This window comes from Candidatus Nanosynbacter sp. TM7-075 (genome assembly GCF_022828255.1).
Lineage (GTDB): Bacteria > Patescibacteriota > Saccharimonadia > Saccharimonadales > Saccharimonadaceae > Nanosynbacter.
Genome location: NZ_JAJQJW010000002.1, coordinates 372362 through 389287, shown reverse-complemented (window position 1 = coordinate 389287; position 16926 = coordinate 372362). Strand labels below are relative to the sequence as shown.

The 16926-nt window shown below is 43.5% G+C and carries 18 protein-coding genes, 1 tRNA gene and 2 pseudogenes; 4 read left to right on the top strand and 17 right to left on the bottom strand.

What is annotated here, in order from left to right:
- Positions 1-73: 73 nt before the first annotated feature.
- From dnaK to tilS, 16 genes and pseudogenes are all read right to left on the bottom strand, one after another.
- Positions 74-1963 (bottom strand): molecular chaperone DnaK, encoded by a 1890-nt coding sequence (dnaK, locus tag LRM42_RS03580; protein ID WP_243816776.1) that lies wholly within the window; start codon positions 1961-1963, stop codon positions 74-76.
- Positions 1964-2109: 146 nt separating this feature from the next.
- Positions 2110-2574: a nucleotide exchange factor GrpE gene (locus LRM42_RS03575; protein WP_243816775.1), complete on the bottom strand. Its 465-nt coding sequence runs from the start codon at positions 2572-2574 to the stop codon at positions 2110-2112.
- Positions 2571-2732 carry a hypothetical protein gene (locus LRM42_RS03570; RefSeq protein ID WP_165000104.1) on the bottom strand — a complete coding sequence of 54 codons (162 nt, stop codon included), beginning with the start codon at positions 2730-2732 and terminating at the stop codon, positions 2571-2573. Before LRM42_RS03570 ends, LRM42_RS03575 begins: the two co-directional genes overlap by 4 nt.
- Complete coding sequence (locus tag LRM42_RS03565) at positions 2732-3442, bottom strand: hypothetical protein (protein ID WP_243816774.1); 711 nt, start codon at positions 3440-3442, stop codon at positions 2732-2734. The genes LRM42_RS03570 and LRM42_RS03565 overlap by 1 nt, the downstream gene beginning before the upstream one ends.
- A 50-nt stretch (positions 3443-3492) precedes the next feature.
- Positions 3493-4860, bottom strand: coding sequence for an LssY C-terminal domain-containing protein (locus LRM42_RS03560; protein ID WP_243816773.1), 1368 nt, complete (start codon positions 4858-4860; stop codon positions 3493-3495).
- On the bottom strand, positions 4857-5567 hold the full coding sequence (locus tag LRM42_RS03555) for a guanylate kinase (RefSeq protein WP_243816772.1): 711 nt from the start codon (positions 5565-5567) through the stop codon (positions 4857-4859). The genes LRM42_RS03560 and LRM42_RS03555 overlap by 4 nt, the downstream gene beginning before the upstream one ends.
- A gap of 9 nt (positions 5568-5576) precedes the next feature.
- On the bottom strand, positions 5577-6035 hold the full coding sequence (locus LRM42_RS03550; RefSeq protein WP_243816771.1) for a 5' nucleotidase, NT5C type: 459 nt from the start codon (positions 6033-6035) through the stop codon (positions 5577-5579).
- 2 nt (positions 6036-6037) lie between these two features.
- Complete coding sequence (locus LRM42_RS03545; protein WP_129744684.1) at positions 6038-7000, bottom strand: elongation factor 4 family protein; 963 nt, start codon at positions 6998-7000, stop codon at positions 6038-6040.
- Between the two features lie 110 nt (positions 7001-7110).
- Entirely contained in the window at positions 7111-7581 is a 471-nt protein-coding gene (locus LRM42_RS03540; protein ID WP_243816770.1) for a hypothetical protein, read from the bottom strand.
- Between the two features lie 74 nt (positions 7582-7655).
- Positions 7656-7970, bottom strand: coding sequence for a dUTP diphosphatase (locus tag LRM42_RS03535; protein ID WP_243813177.1), 315 nt, complete (start codon positions 7968-7970; stop codon positions 7656-7658).
- 218 nt (positions 7971-8188) lie between these two features.
- Positions 8189-8452, bottom strand: a complete 264-nt coding sequence (locus LRM42_RS03530) for a SemiSWEET family transporter (RefSeq protein ID WP_061582780.1) — start codon at positions 8450-8452, stop codon at positions 8189-8191.
- Between the two features lie 46 nt (positions 8453-8498).
- Positions 8499-8675 (bottom strand): annotated as a pseudogene (locus LRM42_RS03525) (transposase); the annotation flags it as partial.
- Between the two features lie 115 nt (positions 8676-8790).
- A pseudogene (locus LRM42_RS03520) lies at positions 8791-9600 on the bottom strand (GTP-binding protein); the annotation flags it as partial.
- Positions 9600-11252, bottom strand: a complete 1653-nt coding sequence (gene murJ, locus LRM42_RS03515) for a murein biosynthesis integral membrane protein MurJ (RefSeq protein WP_243816768.1) — start codon at positions 11250-11252, stop codon at positions 9600-9602. The pseudogene LRM42_RS03520 and the gene murJ, both read right to left, overlap by 1 nt.
- A 6-nt stretch (positions 11253-11258) precedes the next feature.
- On the bottom strand, positions 11259-13127 hold the full coding sequence (gene ftsH, locus LRM42_RS03510; protein WP_129745095.1) for an ATP-dependent zinc metalloprotease FtsH: 1869 nt from the start codon (positions 13125-13127) through the stop codon (positions 11259-11261).
- Between the two features lie 28 nt (positions 13128-13155).
- Entirely contained in the window at positions 13156-13992 is an 837-nt protein-coding gene (gene tilS / locus LRM42_RS03505) for a tRNA lysidine(34) synthetase TilS (protein ID WP_243816767.1), read from the bottom strand.
- A 74-nt stretch (positions 13993-14066) separates the two neighbouring features.
- Here tilS and LRM42_RS03500 point away from each other — a divergent pair.
- Positions 14067-14143: transfer RNA gene (locus LRM42_RS03500), tRNA-Met, on the top strand.
- Between the two features lie 52 nt (positions 14144-14195).
- Here LRM42_RS03500 and LRM42_RS03495 read toward each other — a convergent pair.
- Positions 14196-14360: a hypothetical protein gene (locus tag LRM42_RS03495; RefSeq protein WP_164999847.1), complete on the bottom strand. Its 165-nt coding sequence runs from the start codon at positions 14358-14360 to the stop codon at positions 14196-14198.
- Between the two features lie 140 nt (positions 14361-14500).
- Here LRM42_RS03495 and LRM42_RS03490 point away from each other — a divergent pair, with 140 nt between their 5' ends.
- From LRM42_RS03490 to LRM42_RS03480, 3 genes are read left to right on the top strand one after another with little or no spacing between them, the layout of a single operon-like run.
- The gene (locus tag LRM42_RS03490) at positions 14501-15238 is read left to right on the top strand and encodes a hypothetical protein (RefSeq protein ID WP_243816766.1); all 738 of its coding nucleotides are present in this window, start codon (positions 14501-14503) and stop codon (positions 15236-15238) included.
- On the top strand, positions 15232-15519 hold the full coding sequence (locus LRM42_RS03485; protein ID WP_129631704.1) for a hypothetical protein: 288 nt from the start codon (positions 15232-15234) through the stop codon (positions 15517-15519). Before LRM42_RS03490 ends, LRM42_RS03485 begins: the two co-directional genes overlap by 7 nt.
- 8 nt (positions 15520-15527) lie before the next feature.
- Positions 15528-16898 (top strand): dihydrolipoyl dehydrogenase family protein, encoded by a 1371-nt coding sequence (locus tag LRM42_RS03480; protein ID WP_243816765.1) that lies wholly within the window; start codon positions 15528-15530, stop codon positions 16896-16898.
- The last annotated feature ends 28 nt before the right edge of the window (positions 16899-16926 follow it).

Below are 16926 nucleotides of genomic sequence, written 5' to 3'. Positions count from 1 at the left end.
TCAGTGCAAGAGTGCTAAGTCCAAAAAAGGCCACTCTTTTTATAGAGCAGCCTTCTTCGTAAATACGTTAGGTTTATTTTTCGTCGACAATTTCACCTTCGACTGGCTCGTCTTTATCAGACTTTTTGTCGCCAGCTTCGTCAGCTTTTTTATCGTCGGCTGATTGTTGATACATCTTAGCCCCGATTGGCATAATCGCGTCGTTCAAGGCTTTAATTGCAGCGTCCAATTCATCCTTATCTTCAGAATCTTTGTGCTTTTCAGCCTCTTCGACGGCCTTTTCAATCGCTTGCTTGTCGTCGTCAGAAATCTTATCATTGAATTCGTCCGGCATCTTCTTTGCCTGATAAATAGCGTTTTCAAGCTGATTCTTCGTATCGACAGCTTCGCGTTTTTTCTTGTCTTCGTCCGCGTGAAGTTCGGCTTCTTTTTGTGCCTTCTCAATATCTTCCTTGCTCATATTGCCAGAGTTTTGGATGGTGATCGATTGCTCTTTGCCTGTTCCCTTGTCTTTGGCTGTAACGTTAAGAATACCATTGGCGTCAATGTTAAAGGTCACTTCAATTTGAGGCACGCCGCGTGGCGCTGGCGCAATACCGTCAAGCACAAAACGACCCAGGCTCTTATTGTCATTAGCAAACTCGCGCTCACCTTGAAGAACGTGAATTTCCACCTGAGGCTGGTTATCCGCAGCTGTCGAGAAAACTTCACTCTTGCTTGTTGGAATCGTCGTATTTCGGTCAATCAACTTCGTCGATACACCGCCCATCGTCTCAATTCCAAGAGAAAGCGGAGTCACGTCCAGAAGCAACACGTCCTTAACATCGCCAGCCAAGACGCCACCTTGAATTGCGGCACCAACAGCCACAACCTCATCTGGGTTCACGCCTTGCATTGGATCTTTTCCAAAGAAATTCTTTACACGCTCGACCACAGCTGGCATACGAGTCATTCCACCAACCATAACTACATTATTAATGTCGGACTTAGAAAGCTTAGCATCCTTCAAAGCCTTTTCTACTGGACCGTCCAAGCGATCCAATAAATCCTTAACCAAATCTTCCAACTTAGCGCGACTCAAGCTCATCTCAAAGTGTTTTGGACCATCAGCATCGGCGGTAATAAATGGAATGTTGACTTCATACTCAGTAACCGTCGACAATTCTTTCTTCGCCTTTTCAGCCTCATCCTTCAGACGTTGCATTGCTGCATTATCCTTACGAAGATCAATTCCTTCCTTTGATTTGAAGTCGTCCAAGAAGTAGTTGACAATAGCGTTGTCGAAATCTTCACCGCCAAGGTGTGTATCACCATTGGTTGCTTTAACTTCAAACACCCCGTCGCCTAGTTCCAGCACCGACACGTCAAACGTACCACCACCAAGGTCGAACACTACGATAGTTTCGTCGTTCTTACCCTTCTCCAGACCGTACGCCAAAGCTGCAGCTGTTGGTTCGTTGATAATACGCTTAACTTCCAATCCAGCAATTTTACCAGCATCCTTAGTTGCTTGGCGCTGTGAATCGTCAAAGTACGCTGGCACCGTAATCACTGCTTCCGTTACTTTTTCACCCAAGAAAGCCTCGGCGTCAGCCTTGATTTTACTAAGAATCATTGCCGAAACTTCTTCTGGTGTATATTCCTTATCACCCATCTCGACTGCCACGCCAGTACCCTTTTTAACAATCTTGTACGGCATGATATCCAAGTCTTTTTGCACTTCCTTGTCGTCAAACTTACGACCAATCAAACGCTTAACGCCGTAAATCGTGTTTTTTGGGTTTGTTACACGCTGACGCTGAGCAACTTGACCGACGAGTCGTTCACCCTTTTTATTAACCGCAACTACAGATGGCGTAGTACGATTACCTTCGGCATTAGAAATTACCTCTGGTTTTCCAGCTAACATATACGCAAATGCGCTGTTGGTTGTACCGAGGTCTATACCAATAATTTTACCCATATGATTCCCCTTTCTATTATGATCACATCTGGTCTATATCTTATATTCATTCTAGCACTCTTTCGTGGCGAGTGCCAACTATCTCAGTATAAATAATTAGCACTCTCGTGTCAAGAGTGCTAAACGTAGTTTTTTTCTTAATTAAATTACTGACGGGCAACTTTTACCATTGCGTCGCGAATAACCGAACCGTTCAAAGTATAGCCGGCGCGAAGCTCCTCGGCAATAACTTCCTTGTCACCATCCGTTGATTCGTCAAATTGAACAGCCTGATGAAATTCAGGATTAAATAAAGTTCCGGGTTTGGCGTCAATTTTCTCCAAACCAATCTCCTTTAACTGCTTGTCAAGCTGCTTACCCAGACCAGCCACGCCCTTAACCCACGCATTATCTTGGAGTTCCTCTGGGACGTTGGCGACAGCTCGCTCAATTGTATCAATAACTGGCAATAATTTCATCACCGACTTAGTTTGACCCAACTCGTGTGCTGATTGCTTTTCTGTCTCCACGCGCTTACGATAATTCTCAAAATCCGCTCGAGTTCGCTGCAAATCCGACGTCAGCTCGGCAACTTCTTTCTCTAAATATTCAGCTTTTTTATTCTTCGTCATTTTTTCCTCCTTTTAAATGGCAAGACCGGATCAACACCAGCCGTAACAGACTCAAAGGCTAAAATACAAATCGCTCCAATAATAAATATTATTATTGAAATTATTACAATCAGCCATGCCGGCAAACCACTTAATAGTCCACCAATCCATTCAGCCATTACAATACCTCCTCTAGCATCGCGCCCGTACGACGCACCAGTTCCATAGTTCGACGATAATTTTGTCGCGTCGGACCAATCACACCGATGTAATTATCACCGCCAGACGATGACTTAAATTTACTTATAATCAACGTAGCTCCACTACTTTTACCGATTGGGTTTTCGCTACCAATAAACACATTTAGCGGTTCGTCCGGTGCCGCTTCACGCAGCCACGGTTCGATATTGTCAATCAATTTAGCAACCGCCTGAACATGATCGCCATCGTCAAACTCTGGCTGACTGAATAACTGAGTCATTCCGTTCATATACAAACTCGAACCAAATGACGCAAAACCAAAATTGCCAGTCATTTCCACCAAACCATCAACTGCTCGACGAATCGCTTTGTCTGAAGTATCAACATTTGAATTGACATGCGCCTCAATTGCCTTCGTGCTACTATCAATACCGCTCGGCAATTCCGTCATTTGCGCCGCCGTGATTCCATTGACGTAAAAACGATATCCCTTATCTGTCGGAATTCTGCCCGCACTCGTGTGGGGCGCCTCAATAAATCCCATCTCCTCAAGTTTTGCCATTTCGCTGCGAATCGTGGCGCTACTCACGCCAAACAGTTTGGCTAGCGTTACACTACCAACTGGCGCCGCAATTTCGGCGTATTGCTCAATAATAGCGACAAGGATTGCTTGTTGACGTTCGGTCATAGTCCAATTATATCGCAAATCTAGCACTCATACAAGCAGAGTGCCAAGCCTTATCGTCTTTCCGTAAAGTAGCGCGCTGCATCTGAAGAAAACAACATCATGATCATAATATGCACACCAATTGAGATCAAAAGCAACATAATCGACGCATTAATTCGCCCAATTGTCACGGATAAAGATTCGGTGACAATAGCTAATGTCGCCACAGAAAGTAGTGAGATTCGCGCCCGACTACTTCCTCGAAGCAGCAACCCAACTAGCACGATTTCCGCTACGACCAGCAGAACATTAAAGCCAGCCATCATTGACAACATGGTATTCGCGGCATTTATATCAATTCCGTCAATATTCGCAACTTGCACCAAAGTCGTCGGCCAGCTAGAAAAGTCCACCAACATTTGCCCGATTGTGAATAACGACGCCAGAATCATTAGTCCGCCGCCAATTAAAATCTGCGGTGGTCGGCGACCCCAAAGCTCTTCCAATAAAGTTTCGTGATTTCGCGGATGACGATCATAAATTGTGCCGTCCATAATCACTCCGAGCCGCGTTGAAGTCGCGACATTATCTTCAGCCTTTATCCAACTGACTTCCAAAATCGGTAAATCGCCATCGGTGCGAATGGAATCTCCAAGACCGTTGCGCGAATGATAGCCCGTTGAAAAATCCTTTAATATCGTCACTCTAATATTTTTATTGTTACTTTTAACCGACTCAATAATATAATCTCGTTCAATATCAATATTCTCGTCAATCTTATGTGTGAACTGAAAAGTAAATAAAGAAAAGCCAATACTCTTATCGTACGTACCAGCCGCCAACCAATCAACTCGATGACCGCCAGGAAGAAGCCAGCCATTTGGACATCGCCAAAACCTAACGTGATGACGACGCCTTGGATTGCCGTCAACTTCCTGCTGATAGGCAAAGTCTTGCCGCCTACCAAACAAAAACGCTGGCGACACTGGTGCATTTGGATAACTACGACCGCTCAGCACCGTAAGCACCATTTTCCAAGCCGACCTTGGAGTTACATCATCCGCCAAAACCCAACCAGCCTCAGTCATTGCCTTATGGAGCTTTTCTTCCGAACCGCGCACGCTCAAATTTACAGGGTCACTTAATACTCCGTCTGCCGTTCGCGTCCTGCCAATAAAATAGTTCGGCACGTACATATTACTCAAAATTCGATGAAGTCTAGGCAACGCCAAATACGCCACAATTATCCACACAACAAAGAACAAGCCAACTAGCCACCAGCCGCCCGTCGCCCAACCTTCTCTAAGTACCAACCACGCTAACCAAAACGACGCCAAACCTGCAAAGATAAAGAAGGATTGGTCTAACAATGTAGTCAAGGTCTTCGAGGAGCGATCTTGCCTGGCTGCTATTTTTTTTGGAGTTTTTACTGAACTCATAGATTAATTATATCATTGAGGAGATTTCGAGCTACCAAACGCGCCTCGTCATCCTGACGCTTAAACACGTCGCCGCGCAAAATAATTTCCTCAGTCACTCGGATTGCTCGCTCCAAATCGTCATTGATAATCACGTGATAATACGGAACTTCAAGCGCGTAAGCCAGCTCTTTTATCGCCGAGGCATGACGCTTCGGCCACTCCGCTTGAAAATCTTCTTCGGTTGCGTAACGCTTTTTTAATCGCTCAATCCAAGTTCGACTATTTGGCGGCACAATGAAAATTGCAATGCTATCTGGCGCCAGTCGCTCATATTCCTCCACGCCCTGAACGTCAATGTCAGTTATTGCCACACGGTTCTGATCATGCGCTAATTTTAACTCAGCCACCGACGTCCCATAAACCGTACCGTGAACAAACTTTGCCTCAATGAATTCATTATTTTGTAGCATGTTTTCGGCAGTTTGCGAATCAATAAAATGATAGTCAATTCCATCTTGTTCGGCACACCCGTTATTCGTGCGTGGAGCGCGCGTAGTGTGAGAAACAATATCGCGAAACTCGGGCGACTTCAGCAATTGTTTTTTTATCGTGTCTTTGCCTGCACCAGAAATTCCCGCAAGCAGCGCAATTTTCGTACTTTTGACCAACTCAATTGTCGATTCAGTCGGCTGATAATTTGTAATAAGATCTTCAATACTTGGCATAATATTTACCTATAATAACTCATCAAGTACAGATTGCCAATTAGGAAATTCAGAACTTCCAAAACGAATAAGCCGACCAGAAAACTCGCCTGCACCATTCGCCGTCCGATCGTCAATCAAAATATCGCCTCGACTCAAATTCTTTGCTGACGAAAAAATAACCTTACGGAAGAAAACATTATCCGAACCTTCGCCGCCAAAATACTTTTTCACCCACGCCAACTTATCACCCAAAGCCGTCGGATTTTCCCACGGAGAAGAAGATAAAATATATAAATCGTATTTGTCTTTCAGGGCGTAAACCGCCTCGATAGCTCCAGGCACTGGATCCATCAAAGAAAAAATTCCTGGAATATTATCGTGCTGGCCGACAAACTCATCGGTCAACTCAGGCGATATCTTCGTTAAAGCAGATTTGAAATCCGCCAAAACGCCATCCATATCAATATAAACAATAGGTTTTTTCATAGTTAATCCCTTTTCAGCATCACCATAAACGCTTCGCTCGGTATGTCGACTTTACCAAAGCGTTTCATTCGTTTTTTACCACGCGCTTGCTTTGCTAGAAGCTTCTTTTTACGACTGACGTCGCCGCCGTAAAGATAGCCCGTAACATCTTTTCGGTAAGCGCCGATATTTTCCCTAGCAATAAATTTACCGCCAATTGCCGCCTGTAATGAAACCTCAAAACTCTGACGCGGCACGACTTCCTTCAGTTTCTTAACAATCTCACGTCCCAAATGCTGCGATTCCGACCGATGACACATCACGCTCAGCGAATCAACCATTTCGCCCGCCACATAAAAATCGACGCGCACCAAATCTTCCACTTGATAATCTGCCAACTCATAATTAAACGAACCGTATCCGCTGGTAATAGATTTCAATTGGTCATAAAAATCCGTCAATAAATTCGCGAGTGGCGCCGCAAATGAAATCAGCGCCCGTTCGTCAATGTAACTCAGGTTTTTCTGGCGACCACGCTTGCTCACGATCAACTGAATCACCGCACCGATGTAATCCTGTGGCACAACAATTTCACCGTCAATCCACGGCTCGCGAATCTCTTTTATTTGCGCTGGATCGGGCAATTCACTAGCGGATTTAATATCCAACTCCTCACCATTCGTCAAACTAACTTGATAATCAGTACTCGGATTTGTAACAATCAAATCCAAATTATACTCACGTTCTAGTCGCTCGCGAATAATGTCCATGTGCAGCAATCCCAAAAATCCAATTCGCACACCATAGCCCAAAACCGGCGAATTCTCCGGCTCGAATTGCAGCGCCGAATCGCTCAGGCTCAACTTTTCAATTGCCTCTTTCAGGTCATTGTAGTCTTCATTGGACACCGGGAAAAACCCCGCATAAACAAACGGCTTAACTTCTTTATAACCTGGAAGCGGCTGGACGGTAATTTTTTCAGTCATAACTATGTATTATTATATCAGTTCAGCGTTCTTGTATAAATGCACAGTAAATCGCTCCTTGCATGCCTACTTATTCTCAGCAAATTATTCCTTACACACTGAGGTCTAACCTATAACTGCTCAAAAATCTTATGAGCTTGATTCTTGCCAATAACCTGAACCAGTTCAACGTAACTCATCCACCGACCGCGTTTAGCTTTGTCGCGACGATAGTCCTTCTCGTCAGTAATATCGCCCTTAACTATTGCATCAACATTACGCCAAGCGACCCAAGGCATGTCATCGCTCAAAAAGCTATAATCTAGATGAACATAATTTTCGTTGATCAGTTTATAGTCTGACGATGAAAATCCGCGCGCATACAACTCGCGGAGAATAGCGTCTGCTAGCTCGGCAAAACTGTCAACCGTAACACACAAAAAGTCATCGTATTCCTCACCGATTTCGTATGATCGTCCATTCATAAAAATACTACACGAATCATCGTCAACAATTTTCTCATCCAACCACACACGGCGGTCGCGTGTTACTGGAATTACACGACATCTAATCTTCTCTGTAAAGTTTTTGAAATTGCTCATAATTGCCAACAACAGATATATCAATACCTATTTCGTGCATTTTATTACATCTGCGCTTTTCAATACAGTATATACTATTTCCACTGTCGCGTCTGGTTGATCTTGTGCTTCTCAAAATACACTTCCGCCAAATTGACGTCAAACCGATTCGCCAATTCCATCAAATAGTTCAGCACATCCGCGAACTCCTCGCGCAGATTGTCGTGGTTATCAGGTCTTTTTTCTCCCTTAAATCCTGTCTCTTTGCGAATCGCCTTCGCCAGCTCGCCAACTTCCTCGGCTAACAATAAGAATACTTCAGTGACAGAATTTTTATCCCAACCTTTCTCCTTACAAGTTTGATCGAGGTGTTTTTGTAATTCAGTTAAGCTTATTGTTTGTGGATTCATGGTTTTTCCTTCTTTAATCTTAATTAACTTACACTTGATGGAATATAAACATAGCAGGAAGCAAGAATCTGCTCGCTATCCAATCCTATTTTTAATTACTATTATACTCTGATTTATCAAACAATATATCACTTTGGTTAAATATTTTTTCCTGTGATAGTCCAAAATCTCTACCAGCAACTTTTTTTATGAAGTTGCTGGTTTTGTTTATATAACTTTTATAAAGAAGTAATAAAAGTTAAACCGCCTAATATCACTCCCGCTGCATTGGGAATGATGAGGATCCAGTCTTTTTTAGGTTCTTTTGTCCAACCATAGATTACCCAAATTAAACAAGAAACTGCTGCGAATAGTGGTTGGAATGGTTGAGCTTTTTCTCCTTGTAGGTTAGCGATAATTTGTGGAATATATGCAATAAAGACAAGGATCCCAATAAAAGCTCCAATAGATCCGACAAAGCGATTAATTTTTTGTTTAGACATATAATACCTCATGAGGTTTTATTATATTATAAAGGAAAAGATGCTGTCAATAATTTTGTGTAAACACTCTAGTAGAGTCTTCAAACAAAGTAACTAAGTAACGTTCCAGAGCCTCCTCGTTAGGAAAAAGAACCTTCTATTTCGTTTGACGTTTGATTTCTTTATTAAGAGACTTAATGAGTTTTGTCGAATAAATGCTATGCCAAATCTGGTAAGGAAACTGATTTCAGCAATCATACGCGTCAATACTACGAACCAACGCCAAAAAAATTCAGTTAAGCTTATTGTTTGTAGATTCGTGGTTTCCCTTTTTAATCTTAATTAAAATATCTCCCCAGTGTTACCGTATCGCCAACCCGCGCCTCGCGTGTCGTCTTCAGGTTTGTCACAATATAGCCAATTTCGCCAGTTTCAAGCGAAGGGTCGGGCTGCATGGCTGGGTTAAGATGACCAACTTCCAGAGCTAGTCCATTTGCGCCAGTCGCCATCATTCGGATAGATTCGCCCTTTTTAATTCGCCCATCAACCACCCGCACGTATAAAATCACGCCACGATAATCGTCATAATAGCTATCAAAAATCAACGCCCTAGTCGGATCATTAGCCTCGCCAGTTGGCGCCGGAATTTTGCCAACAACCGCATCCAAAACCTTATCTACATTTTGACCAGTTTTAGCAGAAATATGAATAATCTCGTTCTCATCGCAGCCCAACAAATTAATGACTTGCCTGGATACGCGCGGTATATCAGCGGCCGGCAAATCAACTTTATTCAGGACCGGAATAATTGTCAAATCCTGCTCCATCGCCAGATAAACATTCGACAATGTTTGCGCCTGAATTCCTTGGCTAGCATCAACCACCAATATCGCGCCCTCGCAAGCCTGCAAACTACGCGAAACTTCATAACTAAAGTCAACGTGCCCCGGAGTGTCAATCAAATTCAGATCGACATTTTTATATCGCATTCGCACCGGCGCCAGCTTAATAGTAATGCCTTTTTCCCGTTCCAAATCCATTGAGTCCAGCAGCTGCGATTTCATTTCACGCTTTTCTACCGTCCCAGTCATCTCCATCATTCGATCAGCCAGCGTAGACTTGCCGTGATCAATGTGAGCAATAATACAAAAATTCCGAATATTTTCCATTAGCCCTTAAACTCCAATCGTCCAAATAACACTTTTTTCAATCGTGCAAGAATCGGGTCAATTTCTGGCAATTTTAGCCACTTTGAAGCCGCGGCATACGTGCCAAAACTAACCAATGAAATGATAACAAATTTCGGAAAAGCGCTAAAGAAACTATCGTCATGATAACGAAACGGCATAATTAGCACGGCAATATAACAAACCACACCCGTAACAATTCCAGCGAGTATCATCTTAAAAATCGCCCGCACAAACGTCATGTCAAATAATTTTGGCATTTGACGATTCATAACCGCCAAAAGAACAACCACCTCCAAAACCGCCACCGTTGATTGAGCCCAAGCCAATCCATACGCGCCCATTTTCAAGACCATTGATAGAACAATTGCTAAAATTATATTTAAAGTAATCGAGAAAATTGAAATGTATAGCGGAGTTTTCGTATCTTGGCGGGCGTAAAATGCTCGTGCGGCCATGTGGTAAATGGTTCGGAATAAAATCGCCACGACCAAACAGCCCAAAATTCCCGCGATCAGTTGATTGCCACCATTGCGAATAAAATGCACGACGTATCCCCTGGTAAAGAAAATCACCACCGACACCGGAAGAGCCATCCAAAAAATAATTCTCAGCAGGGAACGCAGGTCTTTTTGAAATAGGTCATTTCGACCTTCACCCAAATGCTCAGTCAATTGAGGAAAAGCGGCATTTGAAATCGCCACGCCAATAAGATTGATCGGCATCATATGGAGGGTCAAAGCCTGCTGGTACGCCCTAACCGTTCCGTCAGCCAAGCGCGAAGCCAAATTGACCTCGACCAAGCTAACCACATAATCCATTCCTTGATCAACAGAACGCGCCGGCAATAGAGATAAAACTTTCCTAAATCCCTTATTCCGCCAATAAATTTTGAAATTGTAATCAAAACCAAGCCCAGCCAAACCGACTGCGCTGACGATCAATTGTAAAAATGATCCCAAAACCACACCCAACGCCACACCCATAATGCCGCCGTCAAAAATCTGCCAGCCGAATAAATTGACACCGCCGGTAAACCACACCGTACCGATAATAATACCGACGTTATACAGCATTGGCGCCAGCGCACAGAACATAAATCGCCCAACCGCTTGCTGGATACTAGCAATTACCGCTGCAACCGCAAAAATAAACGGATTAACCGCGATCACCTGCATCATACTAACCGCCAAAGCATGACCAGATTCACTCAGACCAGGTGCGATTAAATACTTCATCAATGGATCAGCGAAAATAATAATCAGCACCGACGCTGCCATAGTTATAAGCGCCATAAAATTAATCATGCTCGAGCTAATTTGCCAAGCCGACTGCTTATTGCCCTTGACCCAGCGCTCATTAAAAACTGGAATGAACGTCACACTAAGCGCACCAGAAACCAGCACTGCAAACATAAAATCTGGCACCATAAAAGCTGCCGTATAAGCGTCTAGTCCAACCGGGTATCCCGCCAATGCTCCATTTTCGCTCGGCATGTAGGCGGAGTTGAGTAAACGATCACGAAAAAACCCCAGCAAGCTCGACAACAACGTCGAGCCCGCCAGAATCGTAGCAGCCAATTTCACATTAAGCCGCTGATTTATTTTCGTAACTGTACTACGAACGCGCCCCATAGTATTTTACGAATGCAGTTTAGCTTCTTTTGGTAATTTAGTGCCTTTAAGAATCTCGTCAACCTCAGATTCTTCCAGAGTTTCTTCCTTTAGTAAAGCCTCAGCCAACTTATCAAGGAACGAACGATTTTCTTTCAATACCAACATTGCACGATGTTTAGCTTCGGTAATCAATTGCGCGACTTCCTCATCAATCATCTTCGCAGTCTCATCAGAATACGGACGCTCTCTGGTCATTTTATCGAACATCAAGCCGCCGTTATCTTCATGGAATACTTGATCGCGTAAGCCCTTGCCCATTCCTTGCTCAATCACCATATCACGGGCAATTTCAGTCGCTTTTCGCAAATCCGAACCAGCGCCAGTAGTGATTCCGTCATCGCCGTAAATCAATTGTTCAGCGATTCGTCCGCCCATTGCCCGAGCCAAAATATCTTTAAACTCGTAAACATTTGTGTAGCTCTTATCTTCTGGCGGCAAGAACCATGTTACTCCGCCAGTACCGCCGCGCGGAATAATCGTAACCTTGTGGACTGGGTCAGAATCAGGCAAGACGTGACCAACAATTGCGTGGCCAGCTTCGTGATAAGCAGTCAATTCTTTCTCGTGATCGTTCATTATCTTAGTCTTGCGCTCTGGGCCAATTGCCACACGCTCAAACGCCTCAGTTAATTCGTCATTTGAGATCTTCTTCTTGTTGCGACGAGCGGCAATAATTGCAGCTTCATTGGCCATATTCGCCAAGTCCGCACCAGACGAGCCAGCGGTTTTTGCCGCCAATTTATCAAGATCAACAGTTTCATCAGTTGGCTTTTTCTTAAAGTGAACTTTTAGAATTGCCTCACGATCTTTACGTTCTGGCAATGTAATATTCACACGTCGGTCAAATCGTCCAGGTCGAAGCAAAGCTGGGTCCAAAACGTCCGCGCGGTTGGTTGCCGCCAAAACAATAACATTCGTTTCGCCATCAAAACCATCCATCTCTACCAAAATCTGGTTCAAGGTTTGCTCACGCTCGTCATGACCACCACCCATACCAGAGCCACGCTTACGACCCACAGCGTCAATCTCATCAATGAAGATGATGCATGGAGCATTTTTCTTAGCCTTTGAAAACAGATCTCTCACTCGGCTAGCACCAACACCAACAAACATTTCCACGAATTCAGAACCGGAAATTGAGAAGAATGGCACACCAGCCTCGCCAGCAACAGCTCGGGCTAGCATCGTCTTACCCGTACCAGGATTACCGACTAATAATACGCCTTTTGGAATCTTTGCGCCCAAATCTTTATATTTCTTCGGATGTTTGAGGAAATCAACAACTTCCTGCAAATCTTGCTTGGCGTTATCATTTCCAGCGATATCTGTAAACAGAACCTTTTCTTTGTCCTGTCCATACAGGCGAGCCTTACTCTTACCGAATCCCATGGCTTGATTATTTTGACCCTGAGCTTGGCGCATCATAAACATGAAGAACACCACGATAATCAGCACAGGCACAACCATAACCGCCAGGTTCCACATAGTTTCGCCGGTTGTTGATGGCGGGATAACTTTCACCTCAACCTTAGCATCCTTGTTCAAGCCCTGCTCATAAATACTACTAGATTCCTTGACTGAATGCTCGGTAGGTTTTGATTGATCTTTCGGAGTAATCTTAATATCGTTTCCTTGAATCTCCAATTGAGCAATTTTACCGTCATTTGCTCGACGCACCACATCAGATAATGCAACATCTTTAAGATTTGACGCAGGGAAGAGTGTTGCGTAAAAAATTAACGCTACAAAAATTATAATTGCCCAAAACAATCCAAATCGTAAAATTTGACTTATTCTATTCTTTCCATTTCTTTGAGGCATCTTAACAGCCATTCTCAACTAATCCTTTCGCCTATACTAATCAAACTCTCTTTATTATAACACTTCTTAGCGTCAATTTCATCACAATGCCGCCACCAACTTGCCAGCAAGAGCCAGCTTTCCCAGTTTTTATAGCAATTAGCATACGCTCCAATTGAGAACCCAGTAACGACACATCATAATGTCGTAAAACGTAATAATATAGTAATTCTTGTGCGACATTATCATCTATCATCGTCAAAAAATACCGCCCCAGGACTTCTCCATCAAACTTCTCTATTTCCTGCTCAATTTTTCCTCTTAATTCTCTCTGTTTTCGCCACGCCTCATACACTCCAAGCTTCTGGTATTCATCAAGCTCGCGATTTATCTTACGCCTAAATTTATTCCTCTGATACAAGTCGCTTTGATTTGTCTCATCTTCACACCATTCCAATTTCTGACGAATCGCATATTCATAAATTCTCTGCTTCGTCCAGCTATTCATCGGCCTAACTATTTGACTATCACTCATTCCCGCCAAGCCTCGCCATCTGGAGCCACGCTTAAGATTCATCGCTACAGTTTCAATAATGTCATCTCGATGATGCGCCGTCACTATCACGCCATCAAAATCCGTCGCCACGCCACGCAAAAATTCATAACGCCTTTGGCGCGCTAATTCTTCACTGGCATCAGCCCCCAATTTTTCGCGCCGACAAACGAATTGTATTTTATATCTATCAGCTAAAGCCTCGACAAATCTAGCATCACTCGCCGAATCCTCACGAATTCCGTGATCAAAATGAGCGACCACCAAATCTTTTTCCGTTCGCGACATCAAATCCAGCAAAACTACCGAATCAATCCCACCGCTGACTGCGATAATATATCTCACATATCCATTATCTCACAATTTACCTAAAACGTATTTGGCAAATTTTATACTATCTGTTACAATCAATGCAGTGTGGCACCGTAGCTCAGCTGGTTAGAGCGCAGGACTCATAAGCCTGAGGTCGGTGGTTCGGGTCCACCCGGTGCTACCAGAAATTATCTTTCCTCGTCAATACGGCGGGGAATTTTTTTATAGATACTGAATTAAATTAGCTCAAGCTCTTCGGATTGAACGCCGTCCAAAGCAGCCAATCGTCGTGACACAAAGCTATCCAATTCCCATGAATTACGCTGACGCTCCCACGTTGCTAAATCCTTTTTTCGGGTTACTTCTAAAAATTCAGCTAATTCACTGGTGTTAATTTCCATATTTTTTCCTTTTTTGTGTTAATTATTTAACTGTCTTTATACTATCATAAATTTGACAAAAAAGCAATACCTTTTTCGGTCATTATTTACCTTTTCATTCCGCTTGTGGTACACTGGTAGGGAAGGATTTATACACAAAAATGACCCCCGTAACAATCTCATCACTGGCCACCATAATTTTTGCAGCGATTATCCACGCTAGTTTTCAGCTTAGCGTCAGTGTTTTAACGTTACTTAGCGGACATTCGATTGGCAAAAAAACCGCCCAGAGAAAAATTTTTCGTATGAGCAACAGTTTTGTATTTGGTGTTTCAACAATCACTCTACTGCTCATTAGCTCAATCTCCTATTTCTTATCACTATTCATCCACCACGCCACCAGCGCAGAGCAACTCGTTGCCGCCGTCTCTTCAGGGATGATGTTCGGCTTAGGAATCGCAATTTGGGCGTTCTACTTCCGACGACGACCAGGAACTTCATTATGGCTTCCACGTAATTTTGCAGAATATTTAAACAAACGCACCAAAAAAACCAAAAATTCCATAGAAAGCTTTGCTCTGGGAATAATTAGCGTTATTGCAGAAATCATATTTATTATCGCGCCAATTATCGCCGCTAGTCTGGCTATTATCACCCTACCAAGCCCCTTCTTGCAAATCGTCAGCGTAGCGATCTACGTCATTGTGTCCACACTGCCGTTGTTTGTCGTTATCGTCTTGATCGGCAGCGGACGCAGCATCTCTAATTTACAACGTTGGAGAGAAGATCATAAGAGATTTTTGCAATTCGCCAGCGGCGGTAGCTTACTAATTTTGGCAGCATTCCTATTTGTCGACCGCGTTATTGGCGTCATTAGCTATGGAGGCAATCTATGGTAAAGCCAGGTCAAATTGACGTCATCAAACAAGGAAAACGACCACCAGAGGAGTTTAGTCCAGATAAGCTCCACAATTCCATAATTGCCACCTGTCTAAGCGTTCGCACACCAGAAGGTCAAGCTCAAGACATTGCAAAAACCGTCACTCTGGGCGTTATGAATTGGTGCGAAACTCACCCAGAAATAACCTCTGCCGATATCCGCCGCCAAGCACAACGCATTATGAAAACTCTACATCCTGACGCGGCTTATTTATATAAAAATTATAAAACCATAATTTAGGAGATTTGATGTCGCAAAAACCAACTTTTGACTATGATTATATCGTAATTGGTAGTGGCGCTGGTGGCTCACCTGCAGCCAGCATATTAGCAAGTGCCGGAAAAAAAGTTGCTGTTGTAGAAAAATCAACATTCGGCGGGGAATCACCAAACTGGGGAGATGTACCAACTGGATTCTTAACTCACGCTCTTAACGTTTATCAAACAGCCAAAGATGCCGCTAAGTTTGGGCTGCGCACTAACTCGGTTGGGTATAATTACCCTTCTCTACTCTCCTGGAAAGACAAAGTTGTAAAGAGAACTGGAGCTGGTGGTAATCGCTATTATTACGAGAAGCAAGGCATTAGTGTTTTTGCTGGCAATGCGCATTTCTTGAGTCCGAATGAAATAGCTATCAATCGAAGACACTTGTCTGCTCGTAAATTTCTCATTGCAACTGGATCTGATTGGCAAATTCCAGAAATACCTGGGTTAAGCGCCGTTTCTTGCCACACTCCAAAAACTATTTTTAGCTTAAAGCGCCCACCAAAAACCATGTTCATTGTTGGCGCGGGAGCTACGGCACTAGAATTGGCGCACATCTTCTCCACCCTGGGAACAAAAGTTTACGTAGCAGAGAAATCGCCCAGAATATTATCAACATTTGACCCAGAAGTCAGTGCTTTGGTTACGAATGACGCAAAAAATCGCAATATTTCAATCTTAGCTCGCACTAAGATTATCGCTATACAAAAATCATCTATACAAAAGCGCGTCACTTTTCTGCAAGGGCGAATAGAAAAATCTGTACGCGTTGATGAGATTCTAATTGCCGACCAACAATTGCCTGCGACAGATTTAGGATTAGAAAATGCTGGCGTAAAATATACCGAAAATGGCATTTTGGTTAATTCTTACCTGCAAACTTCCGCTCGGCATATTTTTGCCGCAGGAAATGTAACTGACGCTAACATCCAAACCCACACAGCTTTAGCGCAGAGTCGTATTGCGGCTCATAATTTGCTACATAATAATAAGATTAAATTCAATGATTCCCCACGCCTACAAGTTGCATTTACTCAGCCAGAAATAGCTCAAATTGGAATGAATGAATATGATTGTAAGGTGAAAGGAATAAGCGCAAAAATAGCAATTGTTCCGCTCACGACTACCGTACGCAGCAATATTACCGACCAGCGAATAGGTTTTGTGAAATTGATCGTTGACAAGAAGCGAGTTGTCGTAGGCGGAACGATCGCCGGACCGCACGCTAGCGATATGGCAGCCGAGCTAGCCCTGGCTGTTCGACATAAAATTACCAGCGAAGAGCTGGCGTCCACTCCGCATTGTTTTACTTCTTGGTCAGAAGCCGTGCGAATTGCCGCTGGAAAACTTCTATAATTACCTCTGATGCGCTATAATAAGTCTC